This is a genomic window from Vibrio sp. GLN_1 (assembly GCF_043106015.1).
GTDB classification, from domain to species: Bacteria; Pseudomonadota; Gammaproteobacteria; order Enterobacterales; family Vibrionaceae; genus Vibrio; species Vibrio parahaemolyticus.
In genome coordinates, this window is the sequence record NZ_JBICMD010000017.1 from 1 (window position 1) to 19,431 (window position 19,431).

Genomic DNA, 19,431 nt, shown 5'->3' on the forward strand with positions numbered 1-19,431 from the left:
CACTTTGAAGTTCTCTTCAAAGTGGACGGCCATTTTAGCTAGATAACTTATCGTGTCAAACACTTTTTTAAGTTATTTATCTGCGAGTTAATTCTTAACTCACTGACCTTGTTGACTAGGCTTCGCTTAACTTGCTTTCCCTTGGCAACGGAGGCGCATTATAGGGAGTTCATTGAGGAACACAAGCCTATTTTTCAAAAAAACTCTCCTTTTTAGTTTATTCGTATAGAAAACATCCAAAACGGACTAAAAGCGCATAGAAAAGGGGCCCGAAAGCCCCTTAAATGTGATTTTAATCTCACTTTTTGTGTCAGTGCAATTACTGATGAGCGAGAATTTGGTCATTAGTAACGATTAGCTGCACTTTCTTGTCTGGAACTATTTCACCAGCAAGAATGGATTTAGCTAATGGGTTCTCGACATTCTGTTGAATTGCACGTTTTAAAGGACGTGCACCGTATACTGGGTCGAAACCGACTTGGGCGATCAAGTCGAGTGCTTTATCAGAAACCTCTAATTGATACCCTTTTTCTTCTAGTCGTTTTGCCAAGCGTTCTAATTGAATAGAAGCAATGGACTTAATGTGCTCTTGACCAAGTGGGTGGAATACCACTATTTCGTCAACACGGTTCAAGAACTCTGGGCGGAAGTGTTTGCTAACCACATCCATCACTTCACTCTTGATACCTTGATAGTCCAATGTGGCGAAGTTCTCTTGGATTCGAGAGGAACCCAAGTTTGATGTCATGATCACGACGGTGTTACGAAAATCAACCGTACGACCTTGTCCATCAGTGAGTCGGCCATCATCGAGCACCTGCAGAAGAATATTGAACACATCTGGATGTGCTTTTTCTACTTCATCCAACAAGATCACTGAGTATGGTTTACGACGAACCGCTTCAGTTAGATAACCACCCTCTTCGTAACCAACGTAACCTGGAGGCGCACCCACTAATCTTGCCACTGAGTGTTTCTCCATGAACTCCGACATGTCGATACGTACCATTGCATCTTCGCTGTCGAACATGAAGCTCGCAAGTGTCTTACATAATTCCGTTTTACCGACACCAGTTGGGCCTAAGAATAAGAAGGAACCAATTGGTCGGTTTGGATCAGAAAGCCCAGCTCGGCTACGACGAATCGCGTTCGATACCACCGCAACTGCTTCGCTTTGCCCTACAACACGATTGTGAAGTACATCTTCCATGCGAAGTAGTTTCTCTTTCTCCGCTTCTAACATCTTAGATACTGGAATGCCGGTTTGTTTAGAAAGCACTTCTGCGATTTCGTTATCTGTTACTTTGTTACGAAGCAGCGTCATTTCTTGCATTTCAGCCTGAGTCGCCAAGTCTAGTTGCTTCTCTAATTCCGGAATACGACCGTATTGAAGCTCAGACATTCGGTTAAGATCGCCAGCACGACGCGCAAACTCCATGTCCATGCGAGCTTGCTCTAGTTCAGATTTAATATGCTGAGTACCAGAAAGTGCGGCTTTTTCTGTATTCCAAACCTCTTCTAACTCTGCGTATTCGCGTTCTTTCTCATTCAACTCATCATTCAATGCTTGCAAACGCTTTTCACTCGCTTCATCGTGCTCGTTACTTAGTGCTTGTTGCTCAATTTTTAGTTGGATGATTTTACGCTCAAGCTTATCCAATGATTCTGGTTTTGAATCGATTTGTAGACGAATGCTTGAAGCCGCTTCATCGATCAAGTCAATGGCTTTATCTGGCAACTGACGGTCCGAAATATAACGGTGCGACAAACTTGCCGCTGCAACAATCGCTGGGTCAGTAATTTCTACATGGTGATGAAGTTCATAACGCTCTTTCAGACCACGAAGAATAGCTACCGTATCTTCTACTGTCGGCTCATCCACCAGCACTTTTTGGAAACGACGTTCTAATGCAGCATCCTTTTCGATGTATTGACGGTACTCATCCAATGTTGTTGCACCAACACAGTGAAGTTCGCCGCGAGCCAATGCTGGTTTGAGCATGTTGCCCGCATCCATTGAGCCTTCACCTTTACCAGCGCCGACCATAGTGTGTAGTTCATCAATGAAGAGGATGACGTTGCCTTCTTCTTTAGCAAGTTCATTCAATACTGATTTTAAACGCTCTTCAAATTCACCACGGTATTTCGCGCCAGCAACAAGTGCGCCCATATCCAGTGATAGCACACGGCGACCGCGTAGACCTTCTGGCACTTCGTTATTAACGATTCGCTGCGCCAAGCCTTCCACAATTGCGGTTTTACCCACACCAGGCTCACCGATGATCACTGGGTTGTTTTTGGTGCGACGTTGCAATACTTGAATCGTGCGACGAATTTCATCATCTCGACCAATAACAGGATCCAATTTGCCCTGCTCAGCTCGCTCAGTTAAATCGATGGTGAATTTTTCAAGAGCCTGACGTAGCTCTTCAGCATTTGGATCATTGACCTTTTGACCACCTCTGATCTTTTCAATCGCTTGACTCACTTTTTGCTCGGTCAGCCCAACTTCTTTAAGTAGTTGCCCTAAAGGACCACGATCTTCTAATGCCGCAAGCAAGAAGACTTCGGACGAGATGTAGGAGTCTTGACGCTTTTGAGCCACTTTGTCACACAGATTGAACAAAGTCCCCATCGAGCTAGAAAGCTGCACATCACCACCGATGCCACTCACCTTTGGTAATCGATCAAGCATTTCGCCCAGCTTTGAGCGGAGATGAGTTACATCCACGTCCAGCATTGTCAGCAATGGACGAATTGGACTGCCATTTTGATCAAGCAAAGCCACCATTAAGTGAACTGGCTCGATGTACTGATGATCGCGCCCTAACGCTAGTGATTGAGCATCAGAGATAGCGATTTGAAACTTACTGGTAAATCTATCAAGACGCATATCGACCTTCCTAACCTCGATTAAAGAGAATTCTTTTGACAGTAGAAAGATGGATACTCAGTGGGGGAATTTCAAGGGAGTGAATAAATAAAGATAGCTTTGCAAAAATAGAACTATGCATCTCAGCTCTTTTGAGCTTTATGGGGCTTACTCTTCAATCCAGATAAACGTAGCTTGTCTCCCTGTCACACCATCTCGGCGGTAAGAATAAAAGGACTCTTTATCTTGGTAAGTACACAAACCGGAATCGAAAACTTGCGAGACGCCAGCCCTATTGAGACGCTGCGTCGCTAATTGCGACATGTTGGCAAGCCATTTACCTTCTACATTACGAGGGGTAAATGCGCGCTGAGCTTTTGAGTCAAAATCGACAAACGCTTGTAGAACATCTTCACCCACTTCAAACGCCTGTGGACCAATAGCAGGCCCTAACCATGCCATCACATCATCCGAAAATAATGCGAGAGCATTTTCAACGATACCATTCGCCAAACCACGCCAACCAGCATGAACAGCTGCTACTTGAGTACCTTGAGTATTCGTCAGCAGTACAGGCAAACAATCAGCGGTCATTGCTGAACACACGACATTACTCGCCGATGTGAAGACGCCATCAGCATCAAGCACTATTGGCGTAGGAGCATTCGCATGGGCAACGACAGTAGAATGAGTTTGGTTTAACCAAATTGGCGCACTTGGCATATTCGCTTGCTGTGCCAACCAATGACGATTCTTCGCTACGATAGAAGCATCATCCCCAACGTGCGCACCGAGATTTAACCCTTGATAAGAGCCTGTCGAAAAGCCACCAACTCGCGTAGAAGCAAAGGCTTTGACATTTTTAGGTGCAGACCAGTTAGGAATGATTGCCTTCATTTTAAAACTCGTCTGGTAAACCGTATTCTTCAGTGTCTTTACGAAGAGCTTCAGTCATTGCCACCATATCGTCTGGCACTGGAGCATGGAATTCCAGTTCTTCACCAGTGATAGGGTGTTCAAAACGAAGCATTACGGCGTGTAGCGCCTGACGATCGAAACCACGAATCATGTCCGTCAGTTCTTGCGATGCACCAGTAGGAATACGTGCACGACCACCATAAGCAGTATCACCTAACAGAGGATGCTGTAGGTAAGACATATGAACACGGATTTGGTGAGTACGACCCGTTTCCAAACGCAGACGGATACGCGTATGCTCACGGAAGTGCTCTGCTACACGGTAGTGCGTTACCGCAGGCTTACCCAAAGGAGCTACAGCCATGAGTGTGCGTTTAGTCGAGTGGCGACCAATTGGTTGATCCACTTTACCACCCGCTGTCATACGACCGATTGCAATCGCTTCGTACTCACGCGTGATGTTGCGTTTTTGCAGGGCACGAACCAAACGCGTTTGCGCAGGAACGGTTTTCGCCACAACCATCAGACCAGTGGTGTCTTTATCGAGACGATGTACGATGCCCGCTCGCGGTACTTCTGCGATGTCTGGGTAATGATGTAGCAATGCATTCAGCACGGTACCATCTGGTGTACCAGCACCAGGGTGAACGACGAAGTCACGAGGCTTATTGATTACGATGATGTCATCATCTTCGTAGACGATATCTAGTGGGATATCTTGCGCTTCCCAGCGTTCTTCATCTTCCAGCTCGGCTTGCAAAGTAATTTCCTCGCCACCCATAACTTTGGTGCGAGGTTTAGTGACAACTTCACCATTCACTTGAACTTTCCCGTCCAGCAACCATTCTTTCAGGCGCGAACGAGAGAAGTCAGCGAACAATTCGGCGATAGCTTGGTCTAAACGTTGACCTAACTGGCTATCTTTTACGGTATTTGTTAATACAATCTGCTGAGCCATATCGAACTTTTTTAAAAACTGTGAGACTAATGCTCACGACTGTGGAAAAATAGACTATTACGTCATTGTATCTGTTACTGGAAAGAAAGTAACGGCAGCTTAAGAAATATTTAGATTCAAGGAACAGACTCCTGATATGAAACGTCAGACTTTAACAGGCCTTTTAGCGGTATCTCTTCTGTTTGGATGTGCAAGCAAAGAAGAAATCGTTCCTGATGTGCCACCTTCGGAACTGTATGCAGACGCACAAGTCTCACTTCAAAGTGGCAACTGGCTTTCTGCGATTGAGAAACTGGAAGCGTTAGACTCACGTTACCCATTTGGTGCCTACTCTGAACAGGTGCAACTTGACCTTATTTACGCATACTACAAAAACGACGACCTAGCGTTAGGCTTAGCAACCATCTCTCGCTTTATGCGCCTAAACCCTACCCATGAAAAAATGGACTGGGTGCTTTACATGCGTGGCCTGAGCCACATGGCTCAAGATCGTAACTTTATGCACGACCTGTTTAGCATCGATCGTAGCGACCGCGACCCAGAGCCCGTGAAAAAAGCATTTGATGACTTTAAGAAGCTGCTTCAACGTTATCCAAACAGCCCATATGCGGAAGATGCACAAAAACGCATGGTGGCCTTGAAAAACCGCTTAGCGAATTACGATTTAGCTACCGCTGATTTTTACCTTCGCCGTGAAGCCTGGATCGCAGCCATTAACCGTAGCCAAGAGCTTCAAAAATCATTCCCTGATACAGAAGCTGCTCGCAAATCGTTAGAAATTCAGCTGGAAGCCTACAAGCAGCTGCAACTAGAAGATGCCGTTGCAAGAACAGAAGCGCTCATTAAGCTAAATCCTGTCAAATAAACGCCTACCGCCACAGCTCAAACTGTGGCGGTTTTGTTTTCTACCACCAATTCCTTCTCTTTGAACAATCTTGATGATTTTTTGAGCACAACTTATGCTTAGAGTTCTACTCCACCATTAAACTGGACGTGAACGTGACCATATCTAAGTTTTGGGCAATGCTGTTCTTTCTGTTGTCGGCGTCCGTTTACGCTTTGGAAATCTCACCATTAAAACAGCCTCCGTACACGGGTGACTTAGATGTCATCAAGGAGAAAAACGTATTGCGCGTTTTAGTTTCTGCCGATTTAGGCTTCTACTATATCGAAGGAGGAACACCAAAAGGGATTGGCGCAGAGCTGCTGGCTCACTTTGAAAAAGATTTACGCAAAATCAAACCCAAACTGAACGTACAAATCATCCCTCTAGCGCGAGACCAATTACTCCCTTCTCTCGAAAACGGCTCTGGTGATTTAGTGGTGGCAAACTTGACGATCACCGATGCCCGAAAACAAAAAGTCGACTTCAGTACCCCAATCTTATCCGGCATTGAAGAATGGGTGATCACCAACAAAAGTACTCCAACCATCACCAAACTTGAGCAGTTGAGCGGTAAGGAGATTTGGGTACGTGCCAGTTCCAGCTACTTTGAAAGCATTCAAGCCGTCAACAAAACACTGAACAAGAAAGGCTTACCGCCGATTATCGTGCACTTCATCGAAGAGACTCTGCAAGACTACGAACTCGTCGGCATGCTCAACAATGGCTATATCAAAGCCATTGTTTTAGATAGCCACAAAGCCAAACTTTGGCTCAATGCGATGGATGACATCAAAGCGCATAAGAAAGTCCCTCTTCGCAAAAACGGCAACATCGCTTGGGTAATGCGACAAAACAGTCCTCAACTCAAAGCAGTGGTGAACAAATTCATCCAAAAATCTCGCTCAGGCACACTCCTTGGAAACGTCATATATAGCAAATACATCGACAATACCAATTGGCTCAATAAGGCACTTAACCCTAAGAAAATTGCCCAGCTAGAAAAACTGTCGGCGCTGTTTTCACGCTACGGGGAGAAATATGACTTGGATTATTTGCTGATTGCGGCGGTTGCGTATAAAGAGTCCGGATTTAATAACAACTTAGTCGGCACAAGAGGCGCTGTGGGCATAATGCAAGTCTTACCGAGCACAGCGCGCGATCCAAACATCAACATCAAAAATGTTCGACAACTCGAAAACAACATCCACGCAGGAGCGAAATACTTAGCGTTTTTACGTCGGCAGTACTTTGGCGATAAGGCCATTACTGCTGAGAACAAAATTTACTTTACCTTGGCGGCTTACAATGCAGGCCCAGGTAATGTCGAGAAAATGCGCAAGCGAGCCGCACAGCAAGGCTACGACCCCAACGTTTGGTTTAATAATGTCGAAGTGGTCATGCGAAAAAGCCTCAGATCAACGGTCAGTTATGTGACCAGCGTGAACCGTTACTACGTCATCTATAAGCAACTAGAGAGCTTAGACCTCGCCAAAACACTAGAAAATGTGCTGCTGATTCCTGATGACCCAGTCTTTATGACACCAATAAGGAAAATCACTCAAACGCCAGATACAAAAATGCCGCTTGTTAATTAAGCGGCATTTTTATTATTCAGTGTACTTTGAAATTGCAGAGTGATTAATGTCACATTTTCATTCTAGTTAAAATTTAACCACTCTAAAAAACAGGCTGAACAACGTCCCTAAAAACGAAGGAGTTTTCAGCTGAGTACTCTATCCAATCTAATGATTTGCTAACCGATAACAAGCAATTTTGCGATAAATCTCAACAGATCTTGAGTGAGATCACATTCATTTTTCATCATCAAAAACACAACTTAAAAGGTGATCTAAATCACATTCTTTTATCCTTAAAGCGGTAATCTGAACTCAACCCATGAGGGATGCAACAGAGGAAAAACACTTATGACAATGAATATCACTGGCAAAAACATCGAAATCACCTCTGCAATCCGTGCTCATATTGAGAGCAAGTTTAAAAAACTGGAGAAATGGCAAGTCGACATTATTGGATGCCAAGCAACTTTCAGTGAGGAACCGAATAAACAGAAGAAATTCGAAGCGGTAATTAAAGTTCCTAAAGGCCAACTTGTCGCCTCAGCAACTCACGAAGATCTTTACGCAGCTATCAATGAAGTGGAGCAAAAACTAGAACGACAACTGAATAAGCTGACCCACAAACCTGAAGCTCGTCGTGCCAATAAGCCTGAGCTAGTGGAAGAAGAAGAGTAAACCGACCAGATTGAGGAAGTAGCGCCGAAAGGCGCTATTTTTTTGCTTGACGCTCCCCGCCTGCTTGCTTATTGTGTTTAAACACTCATAAATTAAGCACTATTTATGCACTTAACCTCACTGTTTATTTTTGACTTCTTTTTCCTTCCATAGTTGGAGGGGCTAACTCGTTTGTGAAAGAAAAGTCAAAAACAAACAGAAAGCCTCCCCACTCGGGAGGCTTTTTTTATAAGGAAAGAATTGATGACTGACCAACCTATTTCCCTTGAAGAAATTCGTTTACGCTTGAATGAGCTCGATGACCAGCTCCTTAGCTTGCTGTCTGAACGCCGTAAACTCAGCATTGAAGTAGCCAAAAGCAAAGTACAAACCTCAAAACCAGTTCGTGATGCCGTTCGAGAGCAACAACTGTTGGTTAAGCTGATTTCCAACGGCCGAGACAAATACGAACTCGATGCTCAGTACATCACCAAACTTTTCCACACCATCATTGAAGATTCGGTCTTACTTCAACAAGGTTATCTGCAAAACCTTGTTAACCCTCAACAAAGCCGCAAGCCACTTGCACGCGTCGCTTTCTTGGGAGCCAAAGGTTCTTACTCGCACTTGGCAAGCCGCGAATATTTCAGTCGTAAAAATACCGAGCTTATCGAGCTAAATTGTGAGCATTTCAAAGAAGTGACTCGAACGGTGGAATCAGGCCATGCTGATTACGGTGTGCTGCCCATCGAAAACACCAGCTCGGGCTCGATCAATGAAGTATATGACCTACTACAACACACCACGCTGTATATTGTTGGTGAGCTGACTCAACCTATCGAGCACTGCTTAGTTGCAACAAAAGACATTCGCCTCGAAGACATCAAAACACTGTACTCGCATCCGCAACCGCACCAACAGTGCAGCGAATTCTTAAGCCGTATGAAAGGCGTGAAACTTGAGTCTTGCGCAAGCACAGCAGACGCGATGCAAAAAGTCCAAGAGATGAATCGTGATGATGTGGCCGCAATTGGTAATGCTTCAAGTGGTAAGTTGTACGGCCTGCAAGCGATCCAAGGCAATATCGCGAACCAAACCGAAAACCACACGCGCTTTATTGTCGTCGCGCGTAAACCAGTTGAAGTCTCAACGCAAATTCCAGCCAAAACGACGTTGATTATGTCGACCTCCCAGGAAGCGGGCTCATTGGTTGAAACTCTACTGGTACTGCAACGCTACGGCATCAATATGACCAAGTTAGAATCGCGTCCAATCATGGGTAACCCGTGGGAAGAGATGTTCTACGTTGATCTAGAAGCGCACCTAGGCTCAACCGAAATGCAGCAAGCATTGCAAGAGCTAACAAAAATCACTAAACACTTGAAAGTACTGGGTTGTTATCCAAGCGAAAACATCAAACCAACGCAAGTAAAATTGAGCTAATAGACATCGATGAGTAAAAAGATCATAGCAACCCCAAAAGTCGTTATCGCCTCTCTAAACCCTGCAAAAATAAATGCGGTAAAGAGTGCATTTCAAAGCGCATTCCCTCAACAAGTTTTTGAGTTTGTCGGCATCAGCGTTCCGAGTGAAGTCGCCGATCAGCCGATGACTAACGAAGAGACCCATCGCGGAGCACTCAATCGAGTTAAAAATGCTAAATTGGAAATGCCAACCGCAGACTTTTATGTTGGCTTAGAAGCTGGAATTGAAGGCAATGTGACGTTTGCGTGGATGGTGATTGAATCAGATACCCATCGTGGAGAATCTCGCTCAGCCAGTTTGATGCTACCGCCAGAAGTATTAGCTCAACTTGCAGATGCTAATGAACTTGGTGATGTGATGGACAAAGTGTTTGGCACCGAAAACATCAAACAGAAGGGCGGCGCAATCAGCTTGCTGACCCAAAACCAATTAACTCGTAGCTCGGTGTATTATCAAGCATTAATTCTGGCGCTGATTCCATTTACGAATCCAGACCACTTCCCTGCCAATCTTTAATTCGAATTACCAGATACGAAAAAGGGCGGATATTTCCGCCCTTTTCTGTTACTTCGCGACTTGAGCCACTTGCTCTAATAAGAGTTTCAGCTTGTCTTTTTCCACTTCGGATTTCGACTTCAACTCATTTGAGCCACGAGTGATCGTGGCAATGCCAACACCAAGCATCTGACTGATCTGACGTTGAGATAATTCCCCTTTGAGAAGCTCATTAAGAATGTTAACGCGTGCAGTTAATGATTCCCTCTCATCAGGTGTCATCAGCATGGTTAACAGCATCTCATGTTGCTGACTATCCACGCTGGATCGGATTAGCTCGACAATCTGTTGCCAGTCTCTGTACTCGGGTTCGTGTGACATCAAGTTACCTCACTCAATACTTGGTATTGATCTCGTGTTGATTCAAGAACGCGCCGTCGATACCCAAAAGATCACGATAGTAGGTTTCAAACATTAGAATGTTTTGCACATACCCACGAGTTTCGTTAAATGGAATCGCCTCAATAAAGGCGTATGCGTCCACTTTGCCTTGGGTTCGCTCTCGCCACGTTTTTACTCGGTTAGGGCCAGCATTATAAGCGGCGAGCGCAAAAATACGATTATTATCGTAATCCTCTAGCAAACCTTGCAGATAATGACTACCGATCTCGATGTTTTTGCCGACGTTGTATAAATCATCACTACCTTGATAAGTCAGCTTGTATTTACGTGCCGTGTACTTCGCAGTCGCTGGCATGATTTGCATGATACCGCGAGCCCCTACCGGAGAACGCGCCTCTGAATCCAATGCACTTTCTTGTCTGGCTAACGACATCATCGTAATCGGGTCGATGTCATGCTTCTTCGCATAAAAGTTGAACCACCAGCGGTGCGCAATGGGGAATCGCAGTTCAATGTTGTCCCACATTTGCGCTTGGATACTGGCTGTGACCGTTAGGTGATGCCAATTCTTGGATGAGGCATACGCCGCCAACATCGCCTTTTCATCTTTACCTACTCTACTCAGCAAATGCGCCCACTCACTTTTCGCTGCCGCAATTTTATCTGTCGCAATCAACTCTTCTATACGAGTGAGAGAGTTTTGATACGGGTGAATAACCTTAGTATCGAGCTTAATACGATGAGATGGATATTTGATTGACTGACCAATCGCATTCGCCGCAGCCACGCTGTAGAAATTGCGCTGACCAACTAAGGTCGCCAATCGCTGTTTGCCTGCAATATCATCACCCAGCGCAATCTCACTTCGACCTAACCAATATTGCCAGCGAAGCGAGGCTTGCTCATCTTTGTTGAGTACAGCAATCCATTGTTGAACACCTTTCCAATCTGCATTTTGAATTGCTAGACGGATACGATTTTCGATCAAAGCGACATTTTTACTGGTTTTCGTCTTATCATCTCGCCATTTGGCTAGTGAATCGGATTCAGTACGAATCAGACGAATCGCAATGTAGTCCGCAAGTGCTTGGGCTTTTTCTGCTGAGAACTTTTGTCCTTTCACGACTTGCGCATACACTTTTTGAGCTTGATTGACATCCATGCGAGCTAGCTTTTCTAACGCATATTCACTCTGAGCACGATAAAAGTCATTGGCTGGCTTTTTCTTAGCAAACTCAGCCACCGTCGCAGGTTTATCAAACAGCGCTTTCATTTCTTGCGCTTGTTGTTTCGCTTTTGCAGAGCTTGGCAGCTTTTGCAAATAAGCCATCAAACTACCGTTACGAGCATCAAACGCCAACAACATGCGTTGCAGAACCAAATCGTCTGTACGTCCACCCGCTTTATCCCAAGCATTAAATAACGGGTCACACTCACTCGCGATGCTAGAACCGCTTAGCCACATGTCTTCTGCGCCTTTAAAGGCTGCAACTTGTTTGCCTTGCTTTAACTGAGCAACGTAAAAAATACACTGATAACGCTCACCACTTGGAATGATTTTTTGAAACTCAGTGATGGTTTTCCAATCTTTCTGTTTGTACAAGTTATCGAGATAAGGCGCACGAATGCGACGTGAGAAAGGGAACGCCTCATGCTCATTAATGAAAGCATCCACTTGTTGTGGTGATTTCATGGATAGCTGCCTGATGAACGTTCGGTAATCCACATAAGGAGTCAGTGGATAATCAGCAATTTTTGGACGAATAGATAAGTATCCGTCAATGTCATTCTTATCTAATAAATCTTGAGCTTGTTCATATACTTCGCGCTGCTTTTCTAAGCTGAGCGACGCGTTTGCCGTCATGCTCACTGCACATAACGCAGCGGCATAACATACGTTTTTAGCCAATTCAGATACGTTGAATCTCATTTGTGTCATTTTCCCCAGACATTTACTGCCCCAAAGCCTAGTTTTCTTAAAGTTCAGTGTTTTGAAGGCGCTTTGAATCCATGCTTTCATTCGTTTGGAATGCGGCTATCACTGTAAAACAACTTGGTGTATTAAAATTTGTACTCGTGAAACTTTTAAGACAATAGAGGCATGATGTTCCCAATAAGCAATGCAGACGCTCCTAAAATCAAAGCGAATAACAAAAGTGTATACCCTAACCGTGTAAGTTTCCGGTCAGCTGAAAATAAGAAATCTCATCCATAGGGAAATTCTTGCAATCCGGTAACAAAACAAAGGGAGTTGGTATAAAATAGTGGGTTTGAATGACAGTTAATTTAGGAACGATCGGCAATGGCTGAATACGTATATACCATGTCGCGGGTGAGCAAAATTGTGCCACCTAAGCGTCAAATTCTTAAAGACATCTCTCTGAGCTTCTTCCCTGGTGCGAAAATCGGTGTTTTAGGTCTGAACGGTGCAGGTAAATCTACCCTGCTACGTATCATGGCTGGTATCGACACGGATATCGACGGTGAAGCACGTCCACAACCGGGCCTAAACGTTGGCTACCTACCGCAAGAACCAGTACTCGATGAATCGAAAACCGTTCGTGAAGTCGTTGAAGAAGCAGTTGCTGACGTTGCTGACGCACTGAAACGTCTTGATGCTGTGTACGCTGCATACGCAGAACCAGATGCAGACTTTGATGCCCTAGCGAAAGAGCAAGGTGAACTAGAAGCTTTGATCCAAGCAAAAGACGGCCACAACCTAGAAAACACGCTAGAGCGTGCGGCAGATGCACTTCGTCTACCTGAATGGGACCAAAAAATCGCTCACCTATCTGGTGGTGAACGTCGCCGTGTAGCAATTTGTCGTCTGCTTCTATCGAAACCAGACATGCTACTACTCGACGAACCAACCAACCACTTGGATGCAGAGTCGGTTGCATGGCTAGAACGCTTCCTAGTGGATTACTCTGGCACTGTTGTGGCGATCACCCACGACCGTTACTTCCTAGACAACGCAGCAGGTTGGATTCTTGAACTTGACCGTGGTGAAGGTATTCCATGGGAAGGTAACTACACCTCTTGGCTAGAGCAGAAAGATGCACGTCTACAACAAGAAGCATCACAAGAAAGCGCTCGCCAAAAGACCATCGAGAAAGAACTTGAATGGGTACGTAAAAACCCTAAAGGTCGCCAAGCAAAATCTAAAGCACGTATGGCGCGCTTTGAAGAGCTACAAAACACTGAGCACCAAAAACGTAACGAAACCAACGAGCTGTTCATCCCACCAGGTGAGCGTCTAGGTGACAAAGTGATTGAAGTGAAGAACCTGACTAAGTCGTTTGACGGTCGCGTTCTGATTGATGACCTATCGTTCAACATGCCTAAAGGTGCGATCGTGGGTATCATCGGTGCCAACGGCGCGGGTAAATCAACGCTATTCAAGATGCTAAGCGGCACTGAACAACCTGACTCAGGTACCATTGAGATGGGTGACACAGTAAAACTCGCATCTGTTGAGCAGTTCCGTGATTCAATGAACGATAAGAACACGGTATTCCAAGAGATTTCTGAAGGCGCTGACATCATCAAGATCAACAACTTTGAAATCCCTGCGCGTGCGTACTGTTCACGTTTCAACTTCAAAGGCTCAGACCAACAGAAAGTGATTGGCGAGCTATCTGGTGGTGAGCGTAACCGTGTACACCTAGCAAAACTGCTTAAAGCGGGCGGTAACGTACTACTACTCGACGAACCAACCAACGACCTTGACGTTGAAACGCTACGTGCTTTAGAAGAAGCACTACTAGAGTTCCCGGGCTGTGCAATGGTTATCTCGCACGACCGTTGGTTCCTAGACCGTATTGCAACGCACATCATCGACTACCGTGACGAAGGCCAAGTTAACTTCTACGAAGGTAACTACACTGAGTACATGGATTGGTTGAAGAAAACGTTGGGCCCTGAAGCTGCAGAGCCGCACCGCATCAAATACAAACGTATTGCGAAATAATGATTACGACAGACTGACACCGAAACTTACGCTTTCTGGAAAGTCTGTTGGTAATTTATACAAAGGCCGCTATCATAGCGGCCTTTGTCGTATACCCCAGCCAGTTAAAAGCGCCTTTCTGGGCCATTTTGATTGGCGTTATTAAGGTATTTGATGATTTGAGAGTCATTGGGTCAGTGAAAAACATGACCGTGTACTTACGTAACTCTGTAGCGTTCTCGACAGTTTTTAAACAACATTCGAACACTTTTTGTTCTTCTTGATATACTATTCAATCTGTTTAAATGCCTTAGAGAGCGCAATATGACGGAGAAAAGACGCTTTTCACGCATCATCTACCAAGCTCCAGCTCAGTTAGAACAACGTGATTTGAGACTTAACGCTACGATTCAAGATCTTTCCTTACATGGTTTGCTCTTACAAGCCGAAGGCTTAGATACATTGAATCCTGCACTTTTGGTTGATGTCGGTTTCTCGTTCCACCAGTCTGAACAAGAGATTACGTTAACGGCACAGATCGTAGACGTCACTCAAGACCAAATACGGCTCAAGATCACCAACATCGGCATTGAAAGCATTAGCCAATTAAAACGATTTATCGAATTGAATGTAGGCAATAACGAACTTCTGAATCGAGAGTTAGACCATCTTTCCGATTTAGGGGAAAAATAAATCAACGCCTATTTAAGTAACAATAATTATGTCTAAAAAAATCATCATGCAGATCCCCACTAAAAACGGTGATCAGCAATTTTATTTGGGCCGCGGTTCGGTCCTAACCATATTAACTTCGATCATCACCTTACCTGCCGTTGTCGGTGGGGCTTGGTATTTGAACCAGCAACAGATTCATAATCAGACAACGCTGGCGCAAACCATTACCAAACTAGAAAGCGAGAAAGCGGAAATCACAGCGCTCTATGAAGAGCAATTGGATACCAACCACTCACTCTCTCAAGCTTTGACGGACAAGAACAACCAGATTCAGCTGCTCGGAAAGCGCGTATTTGATGTGGAATCGGTACTCGGCCTTGCTGATGAAGAGCTGTCTATCGATGAGAACAACCTCGCCTTAGAAGAGCGAATTGATGCGGCAGCTATAGATTCTGCGGTTCGTGCGACCATGTTCCGTTTGATTCCGAATGACAGCCCAGTGACGTATCAACGAATCTCTTCTTCTTACGGCAGTCGGATCAATCCTATCTCAGGCAGAAGACACGTGCATACTGGTATCGATTTGACCTGTAAGCGCGGTGAAGAAATCCTCGCGCCTGCAGACGGTGTGGTTGAAACCGTACGTCCAGGAAACAAAGGTTATGGTAACTACCTCACCCTTCGTCACTCTTTTGGTTTCTCTAGCTCTTTCGCTCACTTGAACAAGTTCAATGTCAAAAGCGGCCAGTTTGTTAGTAAAGGTGATGTCATTGCGCAATGTGGTAACTCAGGAAATTCAACCGGCCCACATTTGCACTATGAAGTGAGATTTCTAGGTCGCACACTTAACCCTCAATCACTAATGGAGTGGACGCCAGAAAACTTCAACTACGTGTTTGAGAAAGAGAAGATGGTGAAATGGGGTCCATTAGTTCAGTTGATTGATAATGTAGTGCGTCTACAAATCAACTTAACTAACTCACCCTACCGCGACACAACGATTAATACTGTTTCTAGTGAAGACAACAACGAAACGATTATTAACTGATGTCATTCGCTTGAAATAGAAAGAGCAGCCTAGAGCTGCTCTTTTCTTTTAAGAAGATAACATTATCCACGATGGATATTGTCATTCGCCTGTTTCAGTAAGTTTTGGCTCTCGTTCATAAATTGCTGAGAGTATTGGCCAAACCAATCACTCACCTGCTCAAAACTTTCTACAAATTTGGCCTTGTCTTTGCTGTCTAAAATCGCAAGCGCTTCCCCAAAGCGTTGATGGAAACGCTTGATCATATCGATGTTCTCTTGCGATGCGAGAATGATGTCACCGTAGAGATTTGGATCCTGACCAAACAGACGCCCCACCATTGCCAATTCAAGACGGTAGATTGGCGAGCTCAGTTTCAACAGTTGCTCAATATTCGGGTTCTCTTTGCTAAGGTGCATTCCGTAAGCAAATGACGTGAAGTGGCGCAGCGCTTGAATTAACGTCATGCCATGATCGTGTTCTTGCGCATCAATCTGACACAAGCTCGCGCCCCAAATACCAAACTGTTGTAACAACCATTGGTATTGCTCGTTACCACGCCCATCACAGTACACAATCACCTGCTTGGCAAGGCTAGGAACATCAGGGCCGAACATTGGATGTAAACCAACCACAGGTCCAGTGTGCACATTCAACATCGCTTGCAGCGGCTTTGACTTGATAGACGTCAGGTCACACAGAATGCAGTCTTGTGGCAAGTTGCCCAGTTTTTCAATCACCCCTTCCGTTAGGTGAATCGGTACGGTGACAACCACTAAGCCTGCGTCTTTGAGAATCTCATCTGCACGATCCCAATCTTTGCTACCCAAAACTTTCACTTGGTAACCTGATAGCTTGAACATGCGGCCAAACAGACCGCCTAACTGGCCATTACCACCAATAATGACCACTGAGCGTAATTCTGGGTTCAAACACTTAAAACCGGAATCTTTCTCACTGGCATAGGACTCACGCATGGTACGACGAAGAATGTCTTCGATAAGCTGAGGTGGGACACCCATTTTCTCAGCTTCTGCTCGGCGAGACGCCAGCATCGCCGCTTCACGATCAGGGGCATAAATAGGCAAACCGTGTTCGCTTTTTACTTCCCCAACTTTTTCTACCAGCGCTAAACGCTGAGCCAAAAGCTCAAGCATTTGTTTGTCGACTGCATCAATCTGATCGCGCAATGCGTTAAGTTCAACTGCCATTGATGTTCCTTAAATAAGTTCCGTTTTAGCCTTTAAGGCGGTTTTCTAAGAAAGGCACCAGCTCTTCGTGTGCATGACGTAATAGTGCCTCAGTTGACTCCCAATTAATACAAGCGTCAGTGATAGATACGCCGTATTTCATCTCATCCAACGCCAGATCAGAAGATTGATTACCTTCATTGATGTGGCTCTCGATCATCAAACCGATGATCGACTTGTTCCCTTCACGGATTTGGTGAATCACATCTTCTGCGACCAATGGCTGACGACGGTAATCTTTGCGTGAGTTTGCATGGCTGCAATCCACCATCAATGACGCTTCAAGACCTGATTTCGCCATCTCCTGTTCACATTCCGTAACGGATACTGAGTCGTAGTTCGTCTGTTTACCACCACGTAGGATCACGTGGCCATTCGGGTTACCTTGGGTTGTGAGCAACGCAACTTGACCTTCACGGTTAATACCCATAAAGCGGTGGCTAGAAGAGGCTGCCTGCATCGCATTGATTGCGGTTGCCAAACTGCCATCTGTGCCGTTCTTAAAGCCAATCGGCATCGAAAGACCACTAGCCATCTCACGGTGTGTTTGTGATTCTGTTGTGCGTGCGCCGATCGCTGCCCAACTAAAAGTATCGGCTAAGTATTGTGGGCTAATTGGGTCAAGTGCTTCGGTTGCAAGTGGGATTTCCATTTCCGCCAGTTCCACCAGCAGTTCACGTCCTACATGCAGACCGTGTTCAATGTCGAAGCTGCCGTCTAGGTGTGGGTCATTGATCAGGCCTTTCCAGCCGACCGTGGTGCGCGGCTTCTCAAAGTAAACACGCATTACAATATACAGTTGGTCGCTTAGTTGTTCAGAAAGAGCTTTTAGACGCTTCGCGTAATCCTTTGCTGCTTCAATGTCATGGATAGAGCATGGTCCACATACGACAAGTAGGCGATGGTCTTTTTTGTGAATGATGTTGGCGATGGTTTGGCGAGATTCTTGAATAAAACGGCGTGCCTTTTCACTAAGAGGAAGCTTCACTTTTAGCTCATCTGGCGTAATAAGAACCTGTTCATCGCTGATGTTAATATTGCTCAATTCACTTTTTTGCATAATTTAAACCTGTATATTTTTTTTTACACCCAACCAAATCCTTGGCGAGACAACTAAGCTTTAACGACAAGATAACAGGCTAAAAAAGAAAAACAAGCGTACACAATAAAAAACATTTAATGTAAACATAAATTTACACTCAAAGAAAAAGCCAAAGTCTAATGAGCTTTGGCTTCTAATTGGTGTTTTTAACAGTTTACGAGAGGTTTAGCTGGTCAAGCGTTTCATCGCTTCACTCGCCGCTTTCCACTCATGAGACAATTTGAGATCGCTTAAAGAAAACGACTGCTTTTTGAGTAACGCATCCGCTAGTGGCACGGTTGAAACAGGCAAGTTATCCAACACTTCAACTTGTGCTTCACGCTTATTACACATCAATAGCATATCGCAACCGGCTTTCATGGCTTGAGCTCCACGCTCGGCGGGGCTTCCCATGATCGCTGCGCCTTCCATCGTCAAATCATCAGAGAAAATTAAGCCTTTAAAACCAAGCTGTTGACGTAAAACGTGTTTCAACCAGTATTCAGAACCACTTGCGGGCTGAGAATCGTAGTTCGGGAAAATCACGTGAGCAGGCATCATGGCATCTAAAATACCGGCATCAATTTGCGCTTTGAAGATAGCCATGTCTTGTTCAAAAATGTCGCTGCGCTCGTCGTATGGCGTTTCTAAGTGTGAGTCAGCAATCACACCACCATGACCCGGGAAGTGTTTTCCGGTCGTCGCCATTCCTACGCTCTTCATACCCTGCATATAAGCGGTGCTATAACGAAGGATGGTATCGGCATCTTCACCAAATGCACGGTTACCGATCGCTTTACATTGATGACCTTTGTCGAGCACGGGTGCAAAGCTTAAATCGATGTCGTGAGCAATCAACTCGGCTGCCATTAGCCAACCGCCCATACGTGCTAGCTCTTCGCCATTTTGATGTTTGGCGTATTCGTCGGCGGCAGGGATTAACGAGAAACCTTCACGAAAGCGTTGTACTCGCCCGCCCTCTTGATCCACACCAATCAGGAATGGGCGTTTCACAGCTTTGCGGATAGATTGAGTAAGTGCTTGAAGCTGTTCACTATCATGATAGTTACGAGTAAATAGGATCAAGCCACCAACCGTAGGATGTTCCAGAATTTCTTTGTCTTCTGCGGTCAGTTCATAACCCGCAACGTCAACCCATAACGGTCCCATTTTTTCTCCTCAAAATCGGCTGAATATCTCGT

Annotated in this window: 16 protein-coding genes and 1 other annotated feature; of the genes, 8 read left to right on the forward strand and 8 right to left on the reverse strand. The window is 45.1% G+C overall.

Annotated elements, in window-relative coordinates; translation table 11 throughout:
• Positions 1-319 precede the first annotated feature (319 nt).
• The 3 genes from clpB to rluD all read right to left on the reverse strand — a co-directional run bounded on the left by clpB (position 320) and on the right by rluD (position 4,748).
• Complete coding sequence (gene clpB, locus ACF8OV_RS08355) at positions 320-2,893, reverse strand: ATP-dependent chaperone ClpB (RefSeq protein ID WP_005460310.1); 2,574 nt, start codon at positions 2,891-2,893, stop codon at positions 320-322.
• Positions 2,894-3,040: 147 nt separating this feature from the next.
• Positions 3,041-3,769 (reverse strand): peptidoglycan editing factor PgeF, encoded by a 729-nt coding sequence (pgeF, locus tag ACF8OV_RS08360; RefSeq protein WP_025518860.1) that lies wholly within the window; start codon positions 3,767-3,769, stop codon positions 3,041-3,043.
• Position 3,770: 1 nt separating this feature from the next.
• Positions 3,771-4,748: a 23S rRNA pseudouridine(1911/1915/1917) synthase RluD gene (gene rluD, locus ACF8OV_RS08365; RefSeq protein ID WP_005460300.1), complete on the reverse strand. Its 978-nt coding sequence runs from the start codon at positions 4,746-4,748 to the stop codon at positions 3,771-3,773.
• Between the two features lie 136 nt (positions 4,749-4,884).
• On the opposite strand from rluD, the gene ACF8OV_RS08370 reads away from it, so the two are divergent.
• The 5 genes from ACF8OV_RS08370 (at position 4,885) to yjjX (ending at position 9,866) form a co-directional block, all read left to right on the forward strand.
• On the forward strand, positions 4,885-5,613 hold the full coding sequence (locus ACF8OV_RS08370) for an outer membrane protein assembly factor BamD (protein WP_005460312.1): 729 nt from the start codon (positions 4,885-4,887) through the stop codon (positions 5,611-5,613).
• A gap of 134 nt (positions 5,614-5,747) precedes the next feature.
• Entirely contained in the window at positions 5,748-7,229 is a 1,482-nt protein-coding gene (locus ACF8OV_RS08375) for a lytic transglycosylase F (protein ID WP_317675878.1), read from the forward strand.
• A gap of 330 nt (positions 7,230-7,559) precedes the next feature.
• Complete coding sequence (hpf, locus tag ACF8OV_RS08380; RefSeq protein ID WP_005468590.1) at positions 7,560-7,886, forward strand: ribosome hibernation-promoting factor, HPF/YfiA family; 327 nt, start codon at positions 7,560-7,562, stop codon at positions 7,884-7,886.
• A gap of 107 nt (positions 7,887-7,993) precedes the next feature.
• Positions 7,994-8,116: a sequence feature (Phe leader region), on the forward strand.
• A gap of 13 nt (positions 8,117-8,129) precedes the next feature.
• Positions 8,130-9,308, forward strand: coding sequence for a prephenate dehydratase (gene pheA / locus ACF8OV_RS08385; RefSeq protein ID WP_005468591.1), 1,179 nt, complete (start codon positions 8,130-8,132; stop codon positions 9,306-9,308).
• A 9-nt stretch (positions 9,309-9,317) separates the two neighbouring features.
• Positions 9,318-9,866, forward strand: coding sequence for an inosine/xanthosine triphosphatase (gene yjjX / locus ACF8OV_RS08390; protein WP_203504934.1), 549 nt, complete (start codon positions 9,318-9,320; stop codon positions 9,864-9,866).
• A 48-nt stretch (positions 9,867-9,914) separates the two neighbouring features.
• Here yjjX and trpR read toward each other — a convergent pair whose 3' ends face one another.
• Together trpR and sltY are read right to left on the reverse strand one after the other, a co-directional pair.
• The gene (gene trpR / locus ACF8OV_RS08395) at positions 9,915-10,226 is read right to left on the reverse strand and encodes a trp operon repressor (RefSeq protein ID WP_020904197.1); all 312 of its coding nucleotides are present in this window, start codon (positions 10,224-10,226) and stop codon (positions 9,915-9,917) included.
• Positions 10,227-10,239: 13 nt separating this feature from the next.
• Positions 10,240-12,186: a murein transglycosylase gene (gene sltY / locus ACF8OV_RS08400; protein WP_203504936.1), complete on the reverse strand. Its 1,947-nt coding sequence runs from the start codon at positions 12,184-12,186 to the stop codon at positions 10,240-10,242.
• Between the two features lie 363 nt (positions 12,187-12,549).
• On the opposite strand from sltY, the gene ettA reads away from it, so the two are divergent.
• The 3 genes from ettA (at position 12,550) to ACF8OV_RS08415 (ending at position 15,919) form a co-directional block, all read left to right on the forward strand.
• Positions 12,550-14,217: an energy-dependent translational throttle protein EttA gene (gene ettA, locus ACF8OV_RS08405; RefSeq protein WP_005460278.1), complete on the forward strand. Its 1,668-nt coding sequence runs from the start codon at positions 12,550-12,552 to the stop codon at positions 14,215-14,217.
• Positions 14,218-14,520: 303 nt separating this feature from the next.
• Positions 14,521-14,889 carry a PilZ domain-containing protein gene (locus ACF8OV_RS08410; RefSeq protein WP_005460291.1) on the forward strand — a complete coding sequence of 123 codons (369 nt, stop codon included), beginning with the start codon at positions 14,521-14,523 and terminating at the stop codon, positions 14,887-14,889.
• 28 nt (positions 14,890-14,917) lie between these two features.
• Positions 14,918-15,919, forward strand: a complete 1,002-nt coding sequence (locus tag ACF8OV_RS08415) for a M23 family metallopeptidase (protein ID WP_203504938.1) — start codon at positions 14,918-14,920, stop codon at positions 15,917-15,919.
• 62 nt (positions 15,920-15,981) lie between these two features.
• Here the strand turns inward: ACF8OV_RS08415 and tyrA are convergent, their stop codons facing one another.
• From tyrA to nagZ, 3 genes are all read right to left on the reverse strand, one after another.
• Positions 15,982-17,109 (reverse strand): bifunctional chorismate mutase/prephenate dehydrogenase, encoded by a 1,128-nt coding sequence (gene tyrA / locus ACF8OV_RS08420; protein WP_086590735.1) that lies wholly within the window; start codon positions 17,107-17,109, stop codon positions 15,982-15,984.
• A 25-nt stretch (positions 17,110-17,134) separates the two neighbouring features.
• A complete protein-coding gene (locus ACF8OV_RS08425; protein WP_005488320.1) occupies positions 17,135-18,208 on the reverse strand; it encodes a 3-deoxy-7-phosphoheptulonate synthase in 1,074 nt (357 codons plus the stop codon).
• A gap of 207 nt (positions 18,209-18,415) precedes the next feature.
• Positions 18,416-19,399, reverse strand: a complete 984-nt coding sequence (nagZ, locus tag ACF8OV_RS08430; RefSeq protein WP_021454358.1) for a beta-N-acetylhexosaminidase — start codon at positions 19,397-19,399, stop codon at positions 18,416-18,418.
• Positions 19,400-19,431: the final 32 nt, after the last annotated feature.

Coding starts and splice junctions, on each gene's coding strand:
- ACF8OV_RS08410 (WP_005460291.1), top strand. CDS start 14,521: ATGACGGAGAAAAGACGCTTTTCACGCATCATCTACCAAGCTCCAGCT.
- ACF8OV_RS08415 (WP_203504938.1), top strand. CDS start 14,918: ATGTCTAAAAAAATCATCATGCAGATCCCCACTAAAAACGGTGATCAG.
- ettA (WP_005460278.1), top strand. CDS start 12,550: ATGGCTGAATACGTATATACCATGTCGCGGGTGAGCAAAATTGTGCCA.
- nagZ (WP_021454358.1), bottom strand. CDS start 19,399: ATGGGACCGTTATGGGTTGACGTTGCGGGTTATGAACTGACCGCAGAA.
- ACF8OV_RS08370 (WP_005460312.1), top strand. CDS start 4,885: ATGAAACGTCAGACTTTAACAGGCCTTTTAGCGGTATCTCTTCTGTTT.
- pheA (WP_005468591.1), top strand. CDS start 8,130: ATGACTGACCAACCTATTTCCCTTGAAGAAATTCGTTTACGCTTGAAT.
- hpf (WP_005468590.1), top strand. CDS start 7,560: ATGACAATGAATATCACTGGCAAAAACATCGAAATCACCTCTGCAATC.
- sltY (WP_203504936.1), bottom strand. CDS start 12,186: ATGACACAAATGAGATTCAACGTATCTGAATTGGCTAAAAACGTATGT.
- yjjX (WP_203504934.1), top strand. CDS start 9,318: ATGAGTAAAAAGATCATAGCAACCCCAAAAGTCGTTATCGCCTCTCTA.
- tyrA (WP_086590735.1), bottom strand. CDS start 17,109: ATGGCAGTTGAACTTAACGCATTGCGCGATCAGATTGATGCAGTCGAC.
- clpB (WP_005460310.1), bottom strand. CDS start 2,893: ATGCGTCTTGATAGATTTACCAGTAAGTTTCAAATCGCTATCTCTGAT.
- ACF8OV_RS08425 (WP_005488320.1), bottom strand. CDS start 18,208: ATGCAAAAAAGTGAATTGAGCAATATTAACATCAGCGATGAACAGGTT.
- trpR (WP_020904197.1), bottom strand. CDS start 10,226: ATGTCACACGAACCCGAGTACAGAGACTGGCAACAGATTGTCGAGCTA.
- rluD (WP_005460300.1), bottom strand. CDS start 4,748: ATGGCTCAGCAGATTGTATTAACAAATACCGTAAAAGATAGCCAGTTA.
- pgeF (WP_025518860.1), bottom strand. CDS start 3,769: ATGAAGGCAATCATTCCTAACTGGTCTGCACCTAAAAATGTCAAAGCC.